Source organism: Roseibium sp. FZY0029, assembly GCF_036350355.1.
Taxonomy (GTDB): Bacteria; Pseudomonadota; Alphaproteobacteria; order Rhizobiales; family Stappiaceae; genus Roseibium.
Genome location: NZ_JAZDVZ010000002.1, coordinates 683237 through 699733 on the forward strand (window position 1 = coordinate 683237; position 16497 = coordinate 699733).

The 16497-nt window shown below is 58.8% G+C and carries 17 protein-coding genes; 12 read left to right on the forward strand and 5 right to left on the reverse strand.

The window, feature by feature from the left end; all coding sequences use genetic code 11:
- The first annotated feature begins 191 nt into the window (after positions 1-191).
- The 3 genes from V1T76_RS07725 to V1T76_RS07735 all read left to right on the forward strand — a co-directional run bounded on the left by V1T76_RS07725 (position 192) and on the right by V1T76_RS07735 (position 3466).
- Positions 192-1100: a pirin family protein gene (locus tag V1T76_RS07725; protein ID WP_330560078.1), complete on the forward strand. Its 909-nt coding sequence runs from the start codon at positions 192-194 to the stop codon at positions 1098-1100.
- Positions 1101-1173: 73 nt separating this feature from the next.
- Positions 1174-2325, forward strand: coding sequence for a GNAT family N-acetyltransferase (locus V1T76_RS07730; RefSeq protein ID WP_330560080.1), 1152 nt, complete (start codon positions 1174-1176; stop codon positions 2323-2325).
- Positions 2326-2554: 229 nt separating this feature from the next.
- A complete protein-coding gene (locus V1T76_RS07735; protein WP_006935861.1) occupies positions 2555-3466 on the forward strand; it encodes a PhzF family phenazine biosynthesis protein in 912 nt (303 codons plus the stop codon).
- 25 nt (positions 3467-3491) lie between these two features.
- Here the strand turns inward: V1T76_RS07735 and V1T76_RS07740 are convergent, their stop codons facing one another.
- Positions 3492-4388: an AraC family transcriptional regulator gene (locus V1T76_RS07740; RefSeq protein WP_330560081.1), complete on the reverse strand. Its 897-nt coding sequence runs from the start codon at positions 4386-4388 to the stop codon at positions 3492-3494.
- A gap of 175 nt (positions 4389-4563) precedes the next feature.
- On the opposite strand from V1T76_RS07740, the gene V1T76_RS07745 reads away from it, so the two are divergent.
- Positions 4564-5328 (forward strand): SDR family NAD(P)-dependent oxidoreductase, encoded by a 765-nt coding sequence (locus V1T76_RS07745; protein ID WP_330560083.1) that lies wholly within the window; start codon positions 4564-4566, stop codon positions 5326-5328.
- A gap of 54 nt (positions 5329-5382) precedes the next feature.
- On the opposite strand, the gene V1T76_RS07750 is transcribed toward V1T76_RS07745, so the two are convergent.
- A complete protein-coding gene (locus tag V1T76_RS07750) occupies positions 5383-6033 on the reverse strand; it encodes a glutathione S-transferase family protein (RefSeq protein WP_330560084.1) in 651 nt (216 codons plus the stop codon).
- 169 nt (positions 6034-6202) lie between these two features.
- On the opposite strand from V1T76_RS07750, the gene V1T76_RS07755 reads away from it, so the two are divergent.
- From V1T76_RS07755 to V1T76_RS07785, 7 genes are all read left to right on the forward strand, one after another.
- Positions 6203-6538, forward strand: coding sequence for an ArsR/SmtB family transcription factor (locus V1T76_RS07755; RefSeq protein WP_330560085.1), 336 nt, complete (start codon positions 6203-6205; stop codon positions 6536-6538).
- Positions 6535-7035, forward strand: a complete 501-nt coding sequence (locus V1T76_RS07760) for an SRPBCC family protein (RefSeq protein WP_330560086.1) — start codon at positions 6535-6537, stop codon at positions 7033-7035. The genes V1T76_RS07755 and V1T76_RS07760 overlap by 4 nt, the downstream gene beginning before the upstream one ends.
- A 354-nt stretch (positions 7036-7389) precedes the next feature.
- Positions 7390-7893 (forward strand): molybdopterin-dependent oxidoreductase, encoded by a 504-nt coding sequence (locus tag V1T76_RS07765; RefSeq protein ID WP_330560087.1) that lies wholly within the window; start codon positions 7390-7392, stop codon positions 7891-7893.
- On the forward strand, positions 7890-10214 hold the full coding sequence (locus V1T76_RS07770; RefSeq protein WP_330560088.1) for an ATP-binding protein: 2325 nt from the start codon (positions 7890-7892) through the stop codon (positions 10212-10214). The genes V1T76_RS07765 and V1T76_RS07770 overlap by 4 nt, the downstream gene beginning before the upstream one ends.
- The gene (locus tag V1T76_RS07775; RefSeq protein WP_006935870.1) at positions 10211-11299 is read left to right on the forward strand and encodes an HD domain-containing phosphohydrolase; all 1089 of its coding nucleotides are present in this window, start codon (positions 10211-10213) and stop codon (positions 11297-11299) included. Before V1T76_RS07770 ends, V1T76_RS07775 begins: the two co-directional genes overlap by 4 nt.
- A 426-nt stretch (positions 11300-11725) precedes the next feature.
- Positions 11726-13282: a 2-isopropylmalate synthase gene (locus V1T76_RS07780; RefSeq protein ID WP_330560089.1), complete on the forward strand. Its 1557-nt coding sequence runs from the start codon at positions 11726-11728 to the stop codon at positions 13280-13282.
- A 129-nt stretch (positions 13283-13411) separates the two neighbouring features.
- Complete coding sequence (locus tag V1T76_RS07785; protein ID WP_330560091.1) at positions 13412-13975, forward strand: adenylate kinase; 564 nt, start codon at positions 13412-13414, stop codon at positions 13973-13975.
- A gap of 90 nt (positions 13976-14065) precedes the next feature.
- On the opposite strand, the gene V1T76_RS07790 is transcribed toward V1T76_RS07785, so the two are convergent.
- Positions 14066-14482 (reverse strand): 4-oxalocrotonate tautomerase, encoded by a 417-nt coding sequence (locus V1T76_RS07790; protein ID WP_330560092.1) that lies wholly within the window; start codon positions 14480-14482, stop codon positions 14066-14068.
- 118 nt (positions 14483-14600) lie between these two features.
- Between V1T76_RS07790 and V1T76_RS07795 the strand changes: the two genes are divergently transcribed.
- Positions 14601-15179 (forward strand): TetR/AcrR family transcriptional regulator, encoded by a 579-nt coding sequence (locus tag V1T76_RS07795; RefSeq protein WP_330560093.1) that lies wholly within the window; start codon positions 14601-14603, stop codon positions 15177-15179.
- Between the two features lie 22 nt (positions 15180-15201).
- On the opposite strand, the gene V1T76_RS07800 is transcribed toward V1T76_RS07795, so the two are convergent.
- On the reverse strand, positions 15202-15747 hold the full coding sequence (locus V1T76_RS07800) for a GNAT family N-acetyltransferase (RefSeq protein WP_330560094.1): 546 nt from the start codon (positions 15745-15747) through the stop codon (positions 15202-15204).
- A gap of 81 nt (positions 15748-15828) precedes the next feature.
- Entirely contained in the window at positions 15829-16368 is a 540-nt protein-coding gene (locus V1T76_RS07805) for a GNAT family N-acetyltransferase (RefSeq protein WP_330560095.1), read from the reverse strand.
- Positions 16369-16497 lie beyond the last annotated feature (129 nt).

A 16497-nucleotide genomic window follows, 5' to 3' on the forward strand; every position in this document is an offset into this window, starting at 1 on the left:
CTCGCATGTGGGCGGACAGGCCGCAAGATGCAAGCCAGTGGCCGACGCCACGGTCCTTTGCAGGGATTCCGGTTGGCGACATCACTGTTTCGTCTGACGAAACACTGCGTCTGCGGACCCGCGACTAGGTTTTGCCCGCCAAACCACTATCTTCCAGTCAAATCGAACTCAATTCGAAGCAGGAAAAGATCATGTCCATCCGTCCCGTAACGCACATTGGCAGCACGCAACCGACCCTGGAAGGCGCTGGCGTCCGGCTGGAGCGGGTCTTCGGTTTTCAGGACCCTGAAATGCTGGACCCGTTCCTTCTGCTCGACGATTTCCGCAACGAACGCCCCGAAGACTACCTGAAGGGCTTTCCCTGGCATCCGCATCGCGGCATCGAGACCATTACCTACGTTTTGGCCGGCACCGTTGAACATGGCGACAGCCTGGGCAACAGCGGCAACCTGGGGGCGGGTGACGTCCAGTGGATGACCGCCGGACGCGGGATCATGCATCAGGAAATGCCGAAGGGCGACACCAACGGCCGCATGCACGGTTTCCAGCTCTGGGCAAACCTGCCCTCCTCGCTGAAGATGACAGCACCACGCTACCAGGATGTCGCTTCAAAAGAGATCCCGGTTGTGACCGACGACGACGGCACTTCGGCCCGGATCATCTGTGGCGAATTCTGGGGCAAGCGCGGCCCGGTCGACGGCATTGCCGCCGATCCGCAGTATCTCGACATCCACGTACCGGCCGGTCAGAAGAAGCGCTTCAAGGTCGACACCTACAAGCAGACCTTCGCCTATATCTTCGAGGGCTCGGGAACTTTCGAGGGGGCATCAGACCCGTTCGGTGTGTTGACGGAGAAGGAATTCGGCGGCGAGGAACTGAAGATCCGCGACGAGACCGGCAACCGCTCTCTGGTGATCTTCGGGTCCGGAGACGAGATCGTGGTTCAGGCGGGAGAGCAAGGCATTCGCTTCCTGCTCGTTTCCGGCGCCCCGATCAAGGAACCCGTCGCCTGGCACGGACCGATCGTGATGAACACGCGCCAGGAACTGATACAGGCCGTCACCGAACTGCAGAACGGCACGTTCATCAAGCAGACCTAAACGAGGCCTGCTGCCTTGTAACTTTCACAATGTCTGGCTAGGGCTGTCCGGGACGTAACCTACTGGACTGCCCATGCCATTGAAACTGCGCCCGGCCACCGAGGCCGATATCCCCGCCCTCACCGATATTCTCCACCGCGCCAAGGCCTCCTGGGGCTATCCGGAGGAGAAGATGGCGGAGTTTCGCGAATACTGGCAGATTTCCGAGGCAACCATCCGGTCGCTGACGTTGACCGTCGCAGAGCGGAACGGCCTTCCGGTCGCCTTTTCAGGGCTATCTCCCCAAAGCGAAGATACCCTCCTTATCGACTTCCTGTTTGTTGCCCCCGAAGCCCAGCGCCAGGGCATTGGCGATCTTCTGCTGAAGCGCGCCGAAGACCATGCTCACCGCCAGGGATTGAGCCGCCTTTACCTGGAAAGCGACGCCCATGCAGGCCCGTTTTATGAAAAGCGCGGGTTCAAGACCCTGGCTACACGGCCAAGCGAGATGTCACCCCGCAAGGACATTCCCTTGATGGAAAAACCGCTGGCACCGACAGTTTACCGGGTTGATAAGCTGAACATCGAGGTTTCAAACAAACCCTGGGCCTTCGAAAGCGCGCATGCGGAGGCCATCAATGCGTATTTCGAGGACGCCAGGAAGCGCATTCCGCTGCTGTGGAATGGCCGCACGATGAAGCTGACCGGATATGAGTTCAACGACGGAACCTTCAACGGCACCTGCGCGGAGTGTTCCTTCGCCGCGTTTCTGGCGTGGCGCGACTGGGGCGCTCCCGATCCAACCTCGTACAATCTTTTCGGCTCCGCCATCTTGCGCTCATCCGAGGGCGCATTGCTCTACGGCGTGATGTCCGGGAAAACGGCGACGGCGGGGATGATCTATCCGCCCGGTGGCAATCTCGACCCGACCGATCTTACCGAAGACGGCAAGGTCGATGTCGTCGGGGCGATCTACCGGGAACTTTCAGAGGAAACCGGCCTGAAGCCAGAGGATGTCCGGCCAGCGGAACTGCTGGTGACTTTCGACGGCTGGCGGATTTCCATCGGTCAGGTGATGGACGTACCTCGTCCCGCTGAACAACTGCGCACGGAGATCCTGCGTTTCTCCGAGGCATCCGAAGAACAGGAACTGGCGGACATACGCATCATCCGCACGCGCGCGGACCTGGCGGACAGTGCCATTGTGCCCTACGCCCGCTCGCTTGGCGAATATCTGCTGCCATGACTGGCGCAGGGCAAAGCGGCCGGGAACGGCAATATTTTGTTCACCAAGAATACGCACTAAGCACTGGCAGGACTTGCCTGAAAATGCAAAAGTCCGCTCACCTTTGAACCCGGCACCCTGGGTTTGACTGGGGCCGTCCGTTGAGGACAGGTTGATTGTTTTACAGCATTCGAGCCCCTTGCCCGGCTTCCTTTGAAGGCAGGCAGGCGGTTTCAGGGAGAAAAGAAGTATGAGCCGCCGCTATGCGATCCTGGATGTCTTCACAAACACGACCCTTGCCGGGAACCCCCTGGCGGTGGTTCTGGACTCCGAGGGCCTGAGCGACGAGCAGATGCAGAAGATCGCCGGTGAGTTCAATCTCTCCGAGACGGTCTTCGTCTTCCCGCCGGAAAAGCCCGGCCATTCGGCCACCATGCGGATCTTTACCCCAAAGATGGAACTGCCCTTTGCCGGTCACCCGACAGTCGGCACGGCCATTCTTCTGGCAACCGAACGCTTTGGCGAGATTTCGGGCGAACAGGACGCCGTTGTCGTTCTGAAGCAGCAGATCGGCACGGTGCGCTGCGCAGTGATCCTGCGCGAGCATGCCGCCGCCTTTGCCGAGTTCGACGTTCCAAGCCTGCCGGAACCCGCCGGACCGACCCACAACATCGAGCTGATCGCCGCTGCGCTCAATCTGGAGCCCAGCGACATCGGCTTCGAAAACCACGGCCCTTCCCGCTTCCGCGTCGGCCCGGCTTTCACCTTTGTGCCGGTACGTGATCTCGATGCGCTGTCGCGGGCCAAGCCGATGCCTGCCATGTGGAACGCCGGCTTCGGCAAGAACGGCCACACCGACGCCTACGTCTATTGCCGGGAGACCCGCTCCCATGACAGCGCCTTCCACGCCCGCCTGTTTGCACCCGACATGGGCATTCCCGAAGATCCCGCAACAGGTTCGGCTGCCGCGGCTTTTGCCGGTGTCGTCGATTATTATGACGACCTGCCCAACGGCACGCACCATATCCGCATCGAACAGGGCTTCGAGATGGGGCGTCCGTCTCTGATCGATCTGGAAATCGACATCGAGGGCGGCAAGATGCATGCGGTCAGGATTGGCGGTCAGGCGACGATGGTCGCAAGAGGCGAGTTGTTCATCTAGAAAAAACCGGTTCGCTCGCTGACGGTCAAAGCGCCGCCTGGGAGGGGCCATGCGCCTTGTCTGCGCGCGGCGGCAACCCGAAATGCCTGGAGTATTCACGGCTGAACTGGGTCGGGCTTTCATAACCCACCTGAAACGCAGCCCGGGAGACGGACAGTTTTTCCGCCTGCAGAAGCCTGCGCGCCTCCATGAGCCGCAACTGTTTTTGAAACTGCAGCGGGCTGGTGCCGGTCAATTCCTTGAAATGCGCGTGGAAGGCCGACACGCTCATGCCCGCGTCGCCAGCCAGATCATCGACCCGCAGGGACGCGGCGATGTCCCGGCGGATACCGGCGATGACCCTGGCAATGCGCGCGGCATGGCTGTCCTGTTCGGCAACCTGGCGCAGGATGGCGCCGTGTTTCGCCGTCAGAAGCCAATAATGGATCTCCCGCAGAAGCAGCGGCAGCAAGACCTTGCCGGCCTCAGGCATCTGCGAAAGCTCGAACATGCGCCGCATGGCATCGACGATAGCCGCATCCGCCCTTCCGCTTGCCACCGCCCCGGAAGCCGGAGACGATTTGCCTGGCCGGTCGATCTCCAGAGCCAGTTCACGGACAAGGGCCATATCCAGTGGAAGAGCCAGCGCGACATAAGGCTCGGTACGGCTGGCGCTTACCACCCGCGCTTGCGCCGGCAGGTCCAGCCCGACAATCAGCGACTGCATGGCGCCGAACCGGACGGTTTGCGATCCGAAATAAGTCTGTTTCTCGCCCTGGAGAACCAGGCAGAAAATCGGCCGGTAGACGACAGGGTAAATCAAGGTTGGCTGGCGTTGACGCACCAATGTCATGCCGCCCGCACCTACGGGAAACGGGTCTCCACCCGCTCCGTGATCGTCAGCAAATGCGACTAGTTTCCGGATCAACTCGTCTGGCGGCATGGTTCGCTCCCCTGAAACCCCAGCGATACGCTCGCCAGTTGGAGATGGCAACCATTCAACTGCTCTGGTTTGGAGAAACAGGCAGGTCTTCTGGAGAAACCGGCACACATCGCTGCTCGAGACGGATTATTTCAGGGTCGATGACATCAAACCCCGTACTTCTGGAGAAAATGCCATGACCCCATCCCCCAAAATCGCGCTCATCACAGGCGGCAGCCGCGGCCTTGGCCGCAACACGGCGCTGCATCTTGCCAAGAGTGGCATCGACACAGTTCTGACTTACAGAGCCAGCGAGGACGAGGCCAAACAGGTGGTTGCCGAAGTTGAAGCGCTGGGTGCCAGGGCTGTCGCCTTGCAACTCGATACCGCTGACACGGCCGGATTCCCGGCATTTACGGCTGCGTTGCAAACAGCGCTTCAACAAACCTGGCAACGCGAGAATTTCGATTTTCTGGTCAACAACGCCGGCACCGGCATCCACAGGCCTTTCGCTGAGACCACGGAAGCCGACTTCGACCAGTTGATGAATGTTCATGTGAAGGGCGTCTTCTTTCTGACGCAGCACTTGCTGCCCCTGATTGCCGATGGTGGACGCATTCTCAACGTTTCCTCCGGCCTCACCCGCTTCTCCCTGCCCGGATATTCCGCCTACGCAACGATGAAAGGCGCGGTGGAGGTGCTGACCCGATATCTCGCCAAGGAGCTGGGGGCCCGGCACATCGCCGTCAACACGCTAGCGCCCGGTGCCATTGAGACGGATTTCGGTGGCGGTGCCGTGCGCGACAATCCGGAAGTCAACAAGGTCGTCGCCGCCATGACGGCCATGGGCCGCGCCGGTCTTCCGGACGATATCGGCGGGGCTGTCACGGCCCTTTTGAGCGGCAATACCGGCTGGATGACCGGCCAGCGCATTGAAGTCTCCGGCGGTCAGAACCTGTGACCGCTTAAGATTGAGGATAGCCGCGGCGGCCGGAACAGGCTGCCGCGCAACCGTTTATTCCGCGGCTTCCATCAAGCGTATCGGAGCGGTTGCCGCCCACCCCGGCACGGCTTCAAGCCGCTGATACCAGGCCGTGACATTGGCATAATCGTCCAGCGGGACCCTGGAGAGCGGATTTGACGCCAACGCGGAGTAAGCCCCAACGGCAAAGTCCGTCGCGGTCACGCTGTCGCCAAGCATGTAGGACCTCCCCTCCAGATGGGAGTTCAGAACAGCGGCGAAACGGTGGAAGTTGTGGCCGGCAGATTCAATTTTGGCTTCGTCCGGCTCTCCCATGCCGAACAGCGGCTTGACCATCGTCTCCCAGGTGATTTCGGCGATCGCCCGGTTGTAATGCTGCGCTTCCCAGGACATCCAGCGCAGGATTTCAAAGCGCGATTTGGGGTCAGTCGGGCAGAACCCTTCAGCCCCGGCCCTGTCACACAGATAGATCATCGTCGGATTGGCTTCCCAAAGGTTCATGTCACCCATGACAATCGTAGGCACCTTCACGTTGGGATTGCTGGCGCTCAGATCGCTGCTCATATGTTCGCCTGCCAGCAGGTTCAACCGGCACACGTCGACCTCATCATAGAGATCGAGATGGTGGAGCACCGCCTCGACACGGCGGCAATTGGGCGAAATATCTGCTGTATATAACTTCATGTCCTTCACTCCACTTGCTGTCAGACCGGTTTTAACCGGCGCATCGGGTTTGCAAACGCCGCGCGTTTGACCGGGATGAATTTGAGCGGGTCTCACACACCACCCATTTACTCAACCAATTAGTTGACTATAATAGAACGAAAGAACAGTCAACCAAAAGGTTCACTTTATGATGGCGACAGACATACCGCAGCTCGATGCCACCTTTGCAGCACTCAGCGACGGAACCCGCCGCGCGATCGTCGCCCGGCTTGCCGACGGCGAAACCTCCCTGTCGGAACTTGCCGAACCTTTCGACATGTCGTTGACGGCGGTGTCCAAACACCTGCGGGTTCTCTCGGATGCCGGGCTGGTCGATATCGAAAAACGTGGCCGCACCCGTCATTGCCGCCTGCGCGGCGCGCCCATCAAGGAAGCCGTCGACTGGCTCAGCAAATATGAAGCTTTCTGGATCGACCGTTTCGACTCCCTCGCCCGTCACCTTGCCAAGGAGAATGAAAAATGACGGCTGATCAGCAAGCTGCCACCTATCTGCAGTCCTCGCCGGGTCAGGAACCGGTGCTTGTGGAAGGGCTTTTCCGGGCCAATCCGGACCGCGTGTTCCGGGCATTCACCGAGCCCGATGAGGTCCGTTGCTGGTTCGTGCCGAAATCCGGCGGACTGGTGTCCGCTGAAATCAACCTTCAGGTTGGCGGGCGCTGGTGTTTCGTCATCGAGAAGACCCTGGAAAAACAGATCCACTTCGAAGGCGAATATCTGACCATCGATGCGCCGCACCGCCTTGAGTTCTCCTGGCGACACGTTCTTGAATTCGCCGACGGCACACGGGAAGCGACCGATACATCGAAAGTCTCCGTGACCTTTACCCAGGTAGGCAAGGCGACCGAGGTCAAGCTGCGTCACGAAGCGATCAAGACCGAAGATGCCCGCCGCGGTGTCGGTGGCGGGTGGAACGGCTGCTTCGGCAGGCTGGCTGAACTGGTCAGTGGCGAGGGCGCTTGACGGAAAGAGATGGCCTCTGACAGCCCGACCGACAGCGGCGGCCGGGCGACCTCGCAAAAGGTCGAAGCAGTTCCGGCCGCGAGCCTCTGCATTCCTGTCAGATGTCAGGTTTTTGGATGACAGTATTCACGAGCAACAGTTGAACGAACCGGCAGTCGCTCGACCCTACCTTAGACTTTGAATAATATAACAAAATTTCAAAAGACGATTACTTTATCAAATGAACTTAACTGGATATTTGCCCAATCAATTTGCATTTGATTAAAGGCTCATCATGTATCAAAGTTCCTATAGGAGAAAAAATAAAAATTACTGTCAAAAATAACAGTAATACATAAGAAAACGGGAAACGCCATGAGGACTTTACTAAGCTTCCTAGCAGGGGCACTCCTGCTGTGCGAGGCTGCACAGGCAGCTAATCTTCCAGCTCCATCCGGCGATGTCATCCTCGTTGTCACCGGGAATATCGAAAACACCAACAAGGGTGACAGCGCCGAATTTGACATGGAGATGCTGGAAAGCCTCGATGGCCTCTCCAAGACGCTCGAGACGCCCTGGACTGACGGGACCACCGCCTTTTCCGGCCCGAAACTGCGCGCGGTTCTTGAGAAAGTCGGCGCGCGTGGCTCCAAACTGATCGTCAAGGCACTCAACGACTACAGCGCCGAAGTCCCGATGGAAGACGCTGAGACTTACGACACCATGCTGGCGACGAAAATGAACGGCGAGCATATGTCCGTTCGCAACAAGGGTCCGGTCTTCCTGATCTATCCCTTCGACACCAACCCGGAACTCTTCAACGAGAAATACTTTTCCCGGTCGGTCTGGCAGATCCGTGAAGTTGAAGTTGTCGAGTGAAGAACCAGCTCGAAATAGGCGGTAAGGCCGTCGAACAGGCAGCCCGGGCGACGAAGTTCGTACTCGCCGTCCAGATCTTTCTTGTCTGTACGGTCCTTGCCATCTTTTCCATGCTGGTGAAACGGGAAGGCGAATTGCACGATGCCATCCGCGAAGATGCTATCTGGGCGGTCTATCAGCTTGATCGCGAGACTCGGGCAGTCTTCGAAATGGTGCAGCGTGTCTCGCATCGTATCGCCGATGCTGGCGTGGAAGCAGCAGAAGAAGCCGTGGCACCGCGCGATCTGGTGACGCGATACGACATCCTCTATTCACGCCTCACGGTTCTTGCCAACTCCAAATACAACATCTTCTTCGAACAGAGCCCGAACTTCAGAACCAGGCTCGCGAGCATTGAGGACAAGATCCTGGCCATTGAACCAGTGTTCAACGGCATCGCCGCAAACAAGAACTATACCGGTGTCGAATTTGCGCCGGTCGCGGCAACGCTGGAGGAAATTCGCTTCGCCACCAACGAATTTCTGGTCCGCACGAACGCAACGATTTCCGAAGCACGCGCCGACGCGCGCAACGATGTCTTTCAAGGGCAGATGTTGGCCTTTCTCTTCATGTTCGCAATCGTTGTTGCCGCACTCTTCCTGGCCTTCCACATGCTTGTTCAGGTCCGAATCGTGAAGCAGACCCGTGAGGGCATGAACAAGGCCGCTGCGGAATTCGAAAGAGCCTACGAGGCAGCCGAAGCAGGCAACAAGGCCAAGTCAGCCTTTCTGGCCACCATCGGACACGAAATTCGAACGCCCCTGAACGGCATTTTGGGCATGGCCGAACTTCTGGCGCAAAAGCCCCTTCCGGCGGAAGAAAGCGGTTACGTGCGCACCATTACGAGGTCTGGCAGGGCCTTGCTGGAAATGATCAATGAAATCCTTGATTACGCGAAGATTGAATATGGATCGCAACAATCGGAGGAGATCATCTTCAGGCTCGATGACCTGGTGCGCGATACGGCAGCCGTCGTTGAAGGGCAGGTCCTTGAGCAGAACAACGAGCTGAAGCTGCACATCGACCCTGCCCTTGACGGCGCCTTCATCAAGAGTGATCCCACCCGACTGAAGCGTGTCCTGCTCAATCTGCTGTCGAACGCCGTCAAGTTCACCGAGAACGGTTCCGTCTGGCTTGAGGTGACAGCCAGCAATGTCACTGACGAAACGCTCGAGCTTAATGTCAGCGTCAGGGACTCCGGTATCGGCATCGCTTCAGAAGCACAAAAACAACTCTTCACGGCTTTCCACCAGGTCGATTCCTCGATCAGCCGGCGCTTTGGAGGCACTGGCCTCGGCCTTGCCATCTGCAAGCAGATCGTTGAGGCGATGCAGGGCACGATTGGCGTTTCCAGCACGCCTGGTGAAGGAGCGACCTTCAGCTTCACCATACCGGTTCAACGGGCAAAAGCGCCTGCCTGCATACCAGGCGCACCAGAGGAGGACGCGGCGCTGTCCGGCCCGATACCGCGCCTGCGGGTCCTGCTGGTGGAAGACAATGCCATCAATCAGCGGGTCGCGGCGAAATTGCTGGAAAAGCTGGGCCAGGACGTCACCATTGCCTGCGATGGCAGGCAGGCGATCAAACAGGTGCGCAATGCGGCCTTCGACCTCGTGTTGATGGACGTGCAGATGCCGGATCTCGACGGCATCGCGGCAACGCGCCTCATTCGCAAGCTCGGGGCGCCCTTCGACAGGCTGGCAATTGTCGCAATGACGGCCAATGCGTCGGACCAGGACCGACAGGACTGTCTGGACGCAGGCATGAACGGCTTCGAGTCCAAGCCGGTCACCTTCCAGCGGTTCGCTGCCATTTTGCGCGCACACGGACCTTCCCATCTTTCAGCAATTGACGTCACCGGGCCGGCCATCACGGCATCGGGAGTTTCGGCCGCTTGTGAACCGGAAACCTCGGCAGAACCCGATGCCTTCTTGCCGCGCGCCAACGTGGTTCACCTCGCAGGAGACGAAACGGGCGACGCCAGGCGTGCAGAACTGCTGGAAGAACTGGGCGAAGACGTCTTCCAATCCCTTCTGAACGAGTTTTTCGAGCATGCGGACAAACTCGTCCCGCAGATCACCAAGGCAGCGGCAGAAGGTGATGCAGAGACATACGACCGGCTGCTGCACGCGCTGAAAGGCGCGTCGGACAACCTCGGCTTTACGGCCCTCACACGAACGGCCGAGGCGCTTCGAACCAGCATCGACACTCCCAATCAGGAGACACGCCTGACCGTGGAACTGGAAAAAGCAAAGAACCGATACCGGAAGATAGCGATATGACCGATACACCGCTTGCCGACACCGATTTCCGCATTCTGCTGGTCGAAGACGATCCGACCAACCGCATGATCATGGAGCGGCTCGTGGAACGTATCCACGGCTGCCACGCCATCAGCTTCAACAACCCTCTCGACCTGATTGCCGCGCTCGACACGATCGAGTTCGACGTCGGGATCGTCGATTATCTGTTGCCGCACCTCAACGGCATAGAGCTCATCAAGGAAGTCCATCAGCACCCCGCGCATACCGACAAGCCCATGGTGATCGTGACGGCCGACAAAGACCGGGATATCCGGATCGAGGCGCTGACGTCCGGTGCCGTCGATTTTCTGAACAAGCCGCTGGAGATCGTGGAGTTCAAGGCCCGCGTCCGGAACCTCACCAAACTGGCCGAGGCGCAGCGCAAGCTGTCGATGCGGGCGGAATGGCTGAAGGAGGAAGTCGACAGGGCAACGACGGAACTCCGGAAACGGGGCGAGGAAATCGTTCACCGGCTGATCCTTGCATCCGAGTACAAGGACCTCGACACGGCCATGCATACCCTGCGCATGGCGAACTTCTGCGAACTCATCGCGGAAGAACTCGGCATGAGCATGGATTTCCGACACGACCTCAAGATGGCCGCACCGATGCACGACATCGGCAAGGTCGGCATCCCGGACCGGATCATGCGCAAACGCGGCCCCCTTACCCCGGAGGAACGCGAGGAGATCAACCGGCACACGGAGATCGGTGCCGGTATTCTTCAGGGCTCAAGCTGCCGGTTGCTGCAGGTGGCGACCCAGATTGCCGCGACACACCACGAGCGCTGGGACGGCAGCGGCTATCCACACGGCTTGCGCGGTGACGAGATCCCGCTGGTTGGCAGGATTGCGGCCGTTGCCGACGTTTTCGACGCCCTGACAACGGAACGCCCCTACAAGTCCGCCTGGACCAACGAACAGGCTTTCCGTTTTCTGGAAGACAAGGCCGGCAGCGATTTCGATCCGGAGTGCGTTGCCGCCTTCCTGGGCAAAAGGAAGGAAGTGGAGAAGATCCAGGCCAAATTCGCCGATGCCCCGATGCCGGTTGCCAGAAACGGTTGAAGCCAGACATAAGGCGTGAAAATCCGAAGTGTGGGCTTTGCCAAATGTGCAAGCTTGGGAAAAGCTGGTTGCATCATGGTTCATCCTGACTTATGAACAATCCCCATTAACCGTCAGGTCACGCTTTTGCGCCACGCTTGGCGGACCAGTTGAAAAGACGACCAAAGGCCAAGACAGACCCATGATCGCGGTTCGCGACATCTCTGGATCTTCTCGCAACGCGCTGGCTCAGCGCGGCGGCCTCATTCTACTTGGCGATCTCCTCCTTCTTAGATGCCCCTGAGCGTCGGCTGCTTCGCTTGTCATTAGGCGGAACGGGCACTTAGGGGAGAGTTTTCAAAAAACCGCATCACGACCATCGGATCGCGCCACGCCTATTCTTACCCGAGCGACCTAAGGCCCGATCCAAGCCAGGGACGAAACGACATGACTGCCACCTCCGAGAAGGACCAGGTCCGGATCTTCGACACCACATTGCGCGACGGCGAACAATCGCCCGGCGCCTCCATGACGCTGGAAGAAAAGCTGCAGATCGCGGAAATTCTCGACGACATGGGTGTCGACATCATCGAAGCCGGCTTCCCGATTGCCTCCAACGGCGACTTTGAAGCCGTCAGCGAAATCGCCAAACGGTCGAAAAACTCCGTCATTGCCGGTCTCGCCCGCGCTATCCATGCCGATATCGACCGCTGCGGCGAAGCCGTGAAACACGCCGGCAAGGGCCGTATCCATACCTTCGTCTCCACCTCTCCGATCCATCTGAAGTTCCAGATGAACAAGAACGAAGAGCAGGTGCTGGAGATCATCACCGACACGGTTACCCGCTCACGCAACCTGATCGACGATGTCGAATGGTCCGCGATGGACGCAACGCGCACGCCGATCGACTACCTGTGCCGCTGCGTGGAAGCTGCCATCAAATGCGGTGCCACCACCATCAACCTGCCGGACACGGTCGGCTATGCCACCCCGGACGAATACAAGTCCATGTTTGAGCAGATCCGTGAGCGCGTGCCAAATTCCGATCAGGCGATCTTCTCGGTGCACTGCCACAATGACCTGGGCCTGGCGGTTGCCAACTCTCTGGCCGGTGTTGCCGGCGGGGCGCGTCAGATCGAATGCACCATAAATGGCCTGGGTGAACGCGCAGGCAACGCCGCTCTGGAAGAGATCGTCATGGCGATCCGCACCCGCGCCGACGTTCTGCCCTACATGACCCAGATCGATCCGAAGTTCATGGTCCGTGCGTCCAAGATGGTGGCCGGCGCTTCCGGTTTCGCGGTCCAGTACAACAAGGCCATCGTCGGCAAGAACGCGTTTGCGCATGAAAGCGGCATCCACCAGGACGGCATGCTGAAGAACGCCGAGACGTATGAAATCATGCGTCCGGAAGACGTCGGGGTGAAAGCGACGTCGCTGGTCATGGGCAAGCATTCCGGCCGTCACGCCTTCCGCGACAAGCTGAAGGAACTGGGCTTCGAACTGGGCGACAACGCCCTGCAGGACGCCTTCCGCCGTTTCAAGGACCTCGCCGACCGCAAGAAACACGTTTACGACGAGGACATCGAAGCCCTGGTCGAGGACGAGATCAGCGTCCTGGGCGAAAGCACCAAGGTGATCGCGCTGACGGTTATCGCCGGCACGGGCGGCCCACAGAAGGCGATCCTGACCATGGACGTCAACGGCCAGCACGTCACCAAGGAAGCCACCGGGGACGGCCCGGTCGATGCCACGTTCAACGCCATCAAGGCAATCGTGCCGCACGAAGCGAAGTTGTCGCTGTACCAGGTGCATGCGGTGACCGAGGGCACAGACGCACAGGCCGAAGTGTCCGTTCGTCTGGAAGCCGGCGGCCGGATCGCCACCGGCAAGGGAGCCGACACCGACACGCTCGTTGCGTCTGCCCGTGCTTATGTATCGGCAATGAACAAGCTGGCCCTGCGCCAGCAGACCGGCAACCCGGGCGCACTTGCCGCCGTCTGACGCCGGAAAGACCTTCTGTTTTCACTCAACTGAAAGCGGAACGCTGCCGTCCAAGACGTGAAAAGCCTCCTGTGCCACTGGTTTTCCGGTAAGGTACAGGAGGCTTTGTTTTGTGGGGAGGCCGACCAGATGGAACGCCTTTGCATGGCCGGAAAGATGAAGCGCGTGGTGATCGCCGGGTGCCCGGGCGCTGGCAAATCCCGTGCCGCCAGAACCTTGAGCGCCCTGACCGGTTTGCCGGTCATTCATCTGGATACTCACTACTGGCAGCCAGGCTGGCAGCGCCCGTCCCCTGAAACCTGGCACGCCATCATGGAAGAGCTCATCGCGCGCCCGCGCTGGATCATGGATGGCAACTACGGCAGCACCCTGGATCTTCGTCTCAAGGCAGCCGATACACTGATCTATCTGGATTTTTCGACGCCTGTCTGCGCGACAAGAGTGCTGAAACGATCCCTTCTTGGCCGCGGCGGCACACGCGGCGGCGAGTTGCCGGACGGCTGCCTGGAGCGGTTCGACTGGCCGTTTTTCAAGTTCGTTCTCAATTACAGGCAGTCGCGGCGGGAACGAGATCTGGAAAGCGTGGCGGAGTTCTCAGGCGAGCGCTATGTCTTCACCCACCCCCGACAATTGAAACGGTTTCTCCGCGCATATCGCATCAGCACCAACACCAGCACCGGGCCAGGCGCCTGAAATCCTGACTCGTAGTTGGCAGGAAAAAGAACCTCAATCAATCAATCAAAGGGCCGCAGAAGCGGCCCTTTTTCAATCCGCTTTGAATCGTCAGCCCTGTGAGATCCGATCGGAAAGCTGGCTGTTGGTCATGGCTTCCCCGTCCAGATTCCAGGTTCCGTCCACCGTATGCACCACATTTGAATAAATGCGATCCACCGGCAAACGGCCTTCGGCGGCCGTGGCAATGATGTCGGTCGCTTCCTTGAAGAAGCCAACCTGAATGTCGCGCGCGGCCAGCGCAAAGCTGGGTGTCTTGCACTCCAGCCAGGCTCCCTCCACCGGCTCTCCGCCAGACAGGGCGCCGTTTTTCGGCAACGCCTGGATCTGCATGGTGACATTTGGTGTCATGACCTTGTTGCCGCCAAGCCCATGCCATTTCAGGAAAGCTTCGGTGATTTTCCTGCCGGCCGTCAGACCGGCTTCCTCCGTCATGACGCCTTGGGTGTAATTCAATGCAAGTGGCATGTTCGTTCCTCTCTATTAAATATAACGTTCGTTATATTTTCTGACACACCCTATTTATGTAACGATCGTTATGTTGTCAATATTTATATAACGATCGTTCTTTGAGCGAGAGAACCGCATGGCAAAACAACGACTTCGCAAAGCAGAAACACAGAAGGCTCTGCTTGCCGCCTCCAGCCGGGCCTTCCGGAGCGAAGGTTTTTCGGGGGTCGGCGTTGATGCGATCGCCAAGGCGGCCGGTGCAACCTCCGGCGCGTTTTACGCCCACCTCGGCTCCAAGGACGGCGCTTTTCACGCCGCATTGGAGCAGGGGCTGGATGAGGTGATCGCCACCATTCCGGACTACAGAGACCGCTACGGCGAAAAATGGATCGAGGCTTTTGCGAAATACTATCTCGGCAGCCCGCACCGGAAAGATCGTGCCTGCGGGTGCGCGATGACCGCGCTGTCGCCCGATGTTGCACGCGCCAAACCCGAGACTCGCAACCTCTACGACAGCAAGATGAAGACCATTGCGGACCTGATCGCAGACGGTCTGAGGGAGGGAAGCCCATCAGAACGGGAAAACCGCGCCTGGGCCTTTCTCAGCATCCTGATCGGAGGACTGACCACCGCACGGGCCATGTCGGATGAGGCTCTGGCCGAAACGGTGACGGCCGCCGCCCTGCCTGCGGCCTTGAAAGTTGCAGGTGCCTGAAAACAGGCCGAACCGCCAGCATTCAGCCGGTCGCGGACAGTCCCACAGACTGAAGATATTGCTGGCGCGAGATCCGGTAGAATCGGCAAGGTAGCCCATCCTGTTCGCGTTCCTGCCAGAAATGCAGTCCCGCCTTGCGCATCACCTGCTGCGACGCCTCATGTTCGGCAACCGCAAAAGCAAGCAGATGATCGTACGGCAATGTATCGAAGAACCATCCGACGAGGGCCCGCGCAATTTCGCTCGCATACCCTTGCCCCCAGGTTGATCGTTTCAGGCTGTAGGCGAGTTCGTAGCCTTCCGGTTCGCTCAGGAAGGAGAACCCTGCCCGCCCGATGAAGGTCCCGTCAATCGTCTCAACCTTCCATTTGGATATGCCGGTCAGGCGGTGGTCGCCGATGTAATTAGCAAGTCGGCGCCGCACTTCTTCCGGATCCATGATGGCCAGTCCCGGCGACAGATACCGGTTCACCTCCGGGTCGGAGTGCAGATCCTGCAGCAGAGCAAAATCATCTTCAGTAAAGGGCACCAGGCGCAGTCTGTCGGTTGTTAGAATGGGCGTTTTCAAAAGGGAGTTCTTTCAAAAAAAGGACCGTGGCAGGCACGGTCCAACCATATTTTCCGGTGACGGTCAAAACCTGGGAAAGCACTAAGCGCTCATCAAATAAGACTGCATGGACGGGCTCAGCAGCTGGAACACATCCGCCTGCATGCCTTCAATCACCTTGCTCTCGCGGTGATAGAACCCGTTGCTCTTGACCACTTCGCGCATTGTACGGTTGTCGGTGCGCACCACCGCGACGAGGTGGGAAAAATAGGTGTTTTCGAAGAACCAGTTCGCCAACGCAGCGCAAAGGCGCTTGGGCAGATCCGGATCCTCTTCCAGCAAATCGAGACGCAGACAATAGTTCAGGCTGATTTCGGAAGTTTCGCTGACGGGCGTGAAACCGGCCCAGCCAAGGAATGCACCATCCGAAGACACCGCCTTCCATTTGGCGAAGCCAAGATCATCCTGAGTCTGCTGGGCAGATCTCACCAGTTCTTCCGCATCAACAACGGTGCAGTTGGTGGAATATTCCGTGCACCGGTTGCCGTAAGGGTCGGAATGGAGGTCCTTGACGAGATGAATATCGGTTGGCTTGAAAGGAACGAGCCGCACTGAACCGCATTCGAGTATGATCGTCTGCACCGTGTCCTCCCGGTCTAGGATTTCGTCAGGCCGTGTGCGCAGCGGCGAATCCCGCCACTGAAAGCATGAGAGCCTTGTAACCCTGAATTGTGCCAATGCGATGGCAGACAAAAGTATAAGATCAATTTT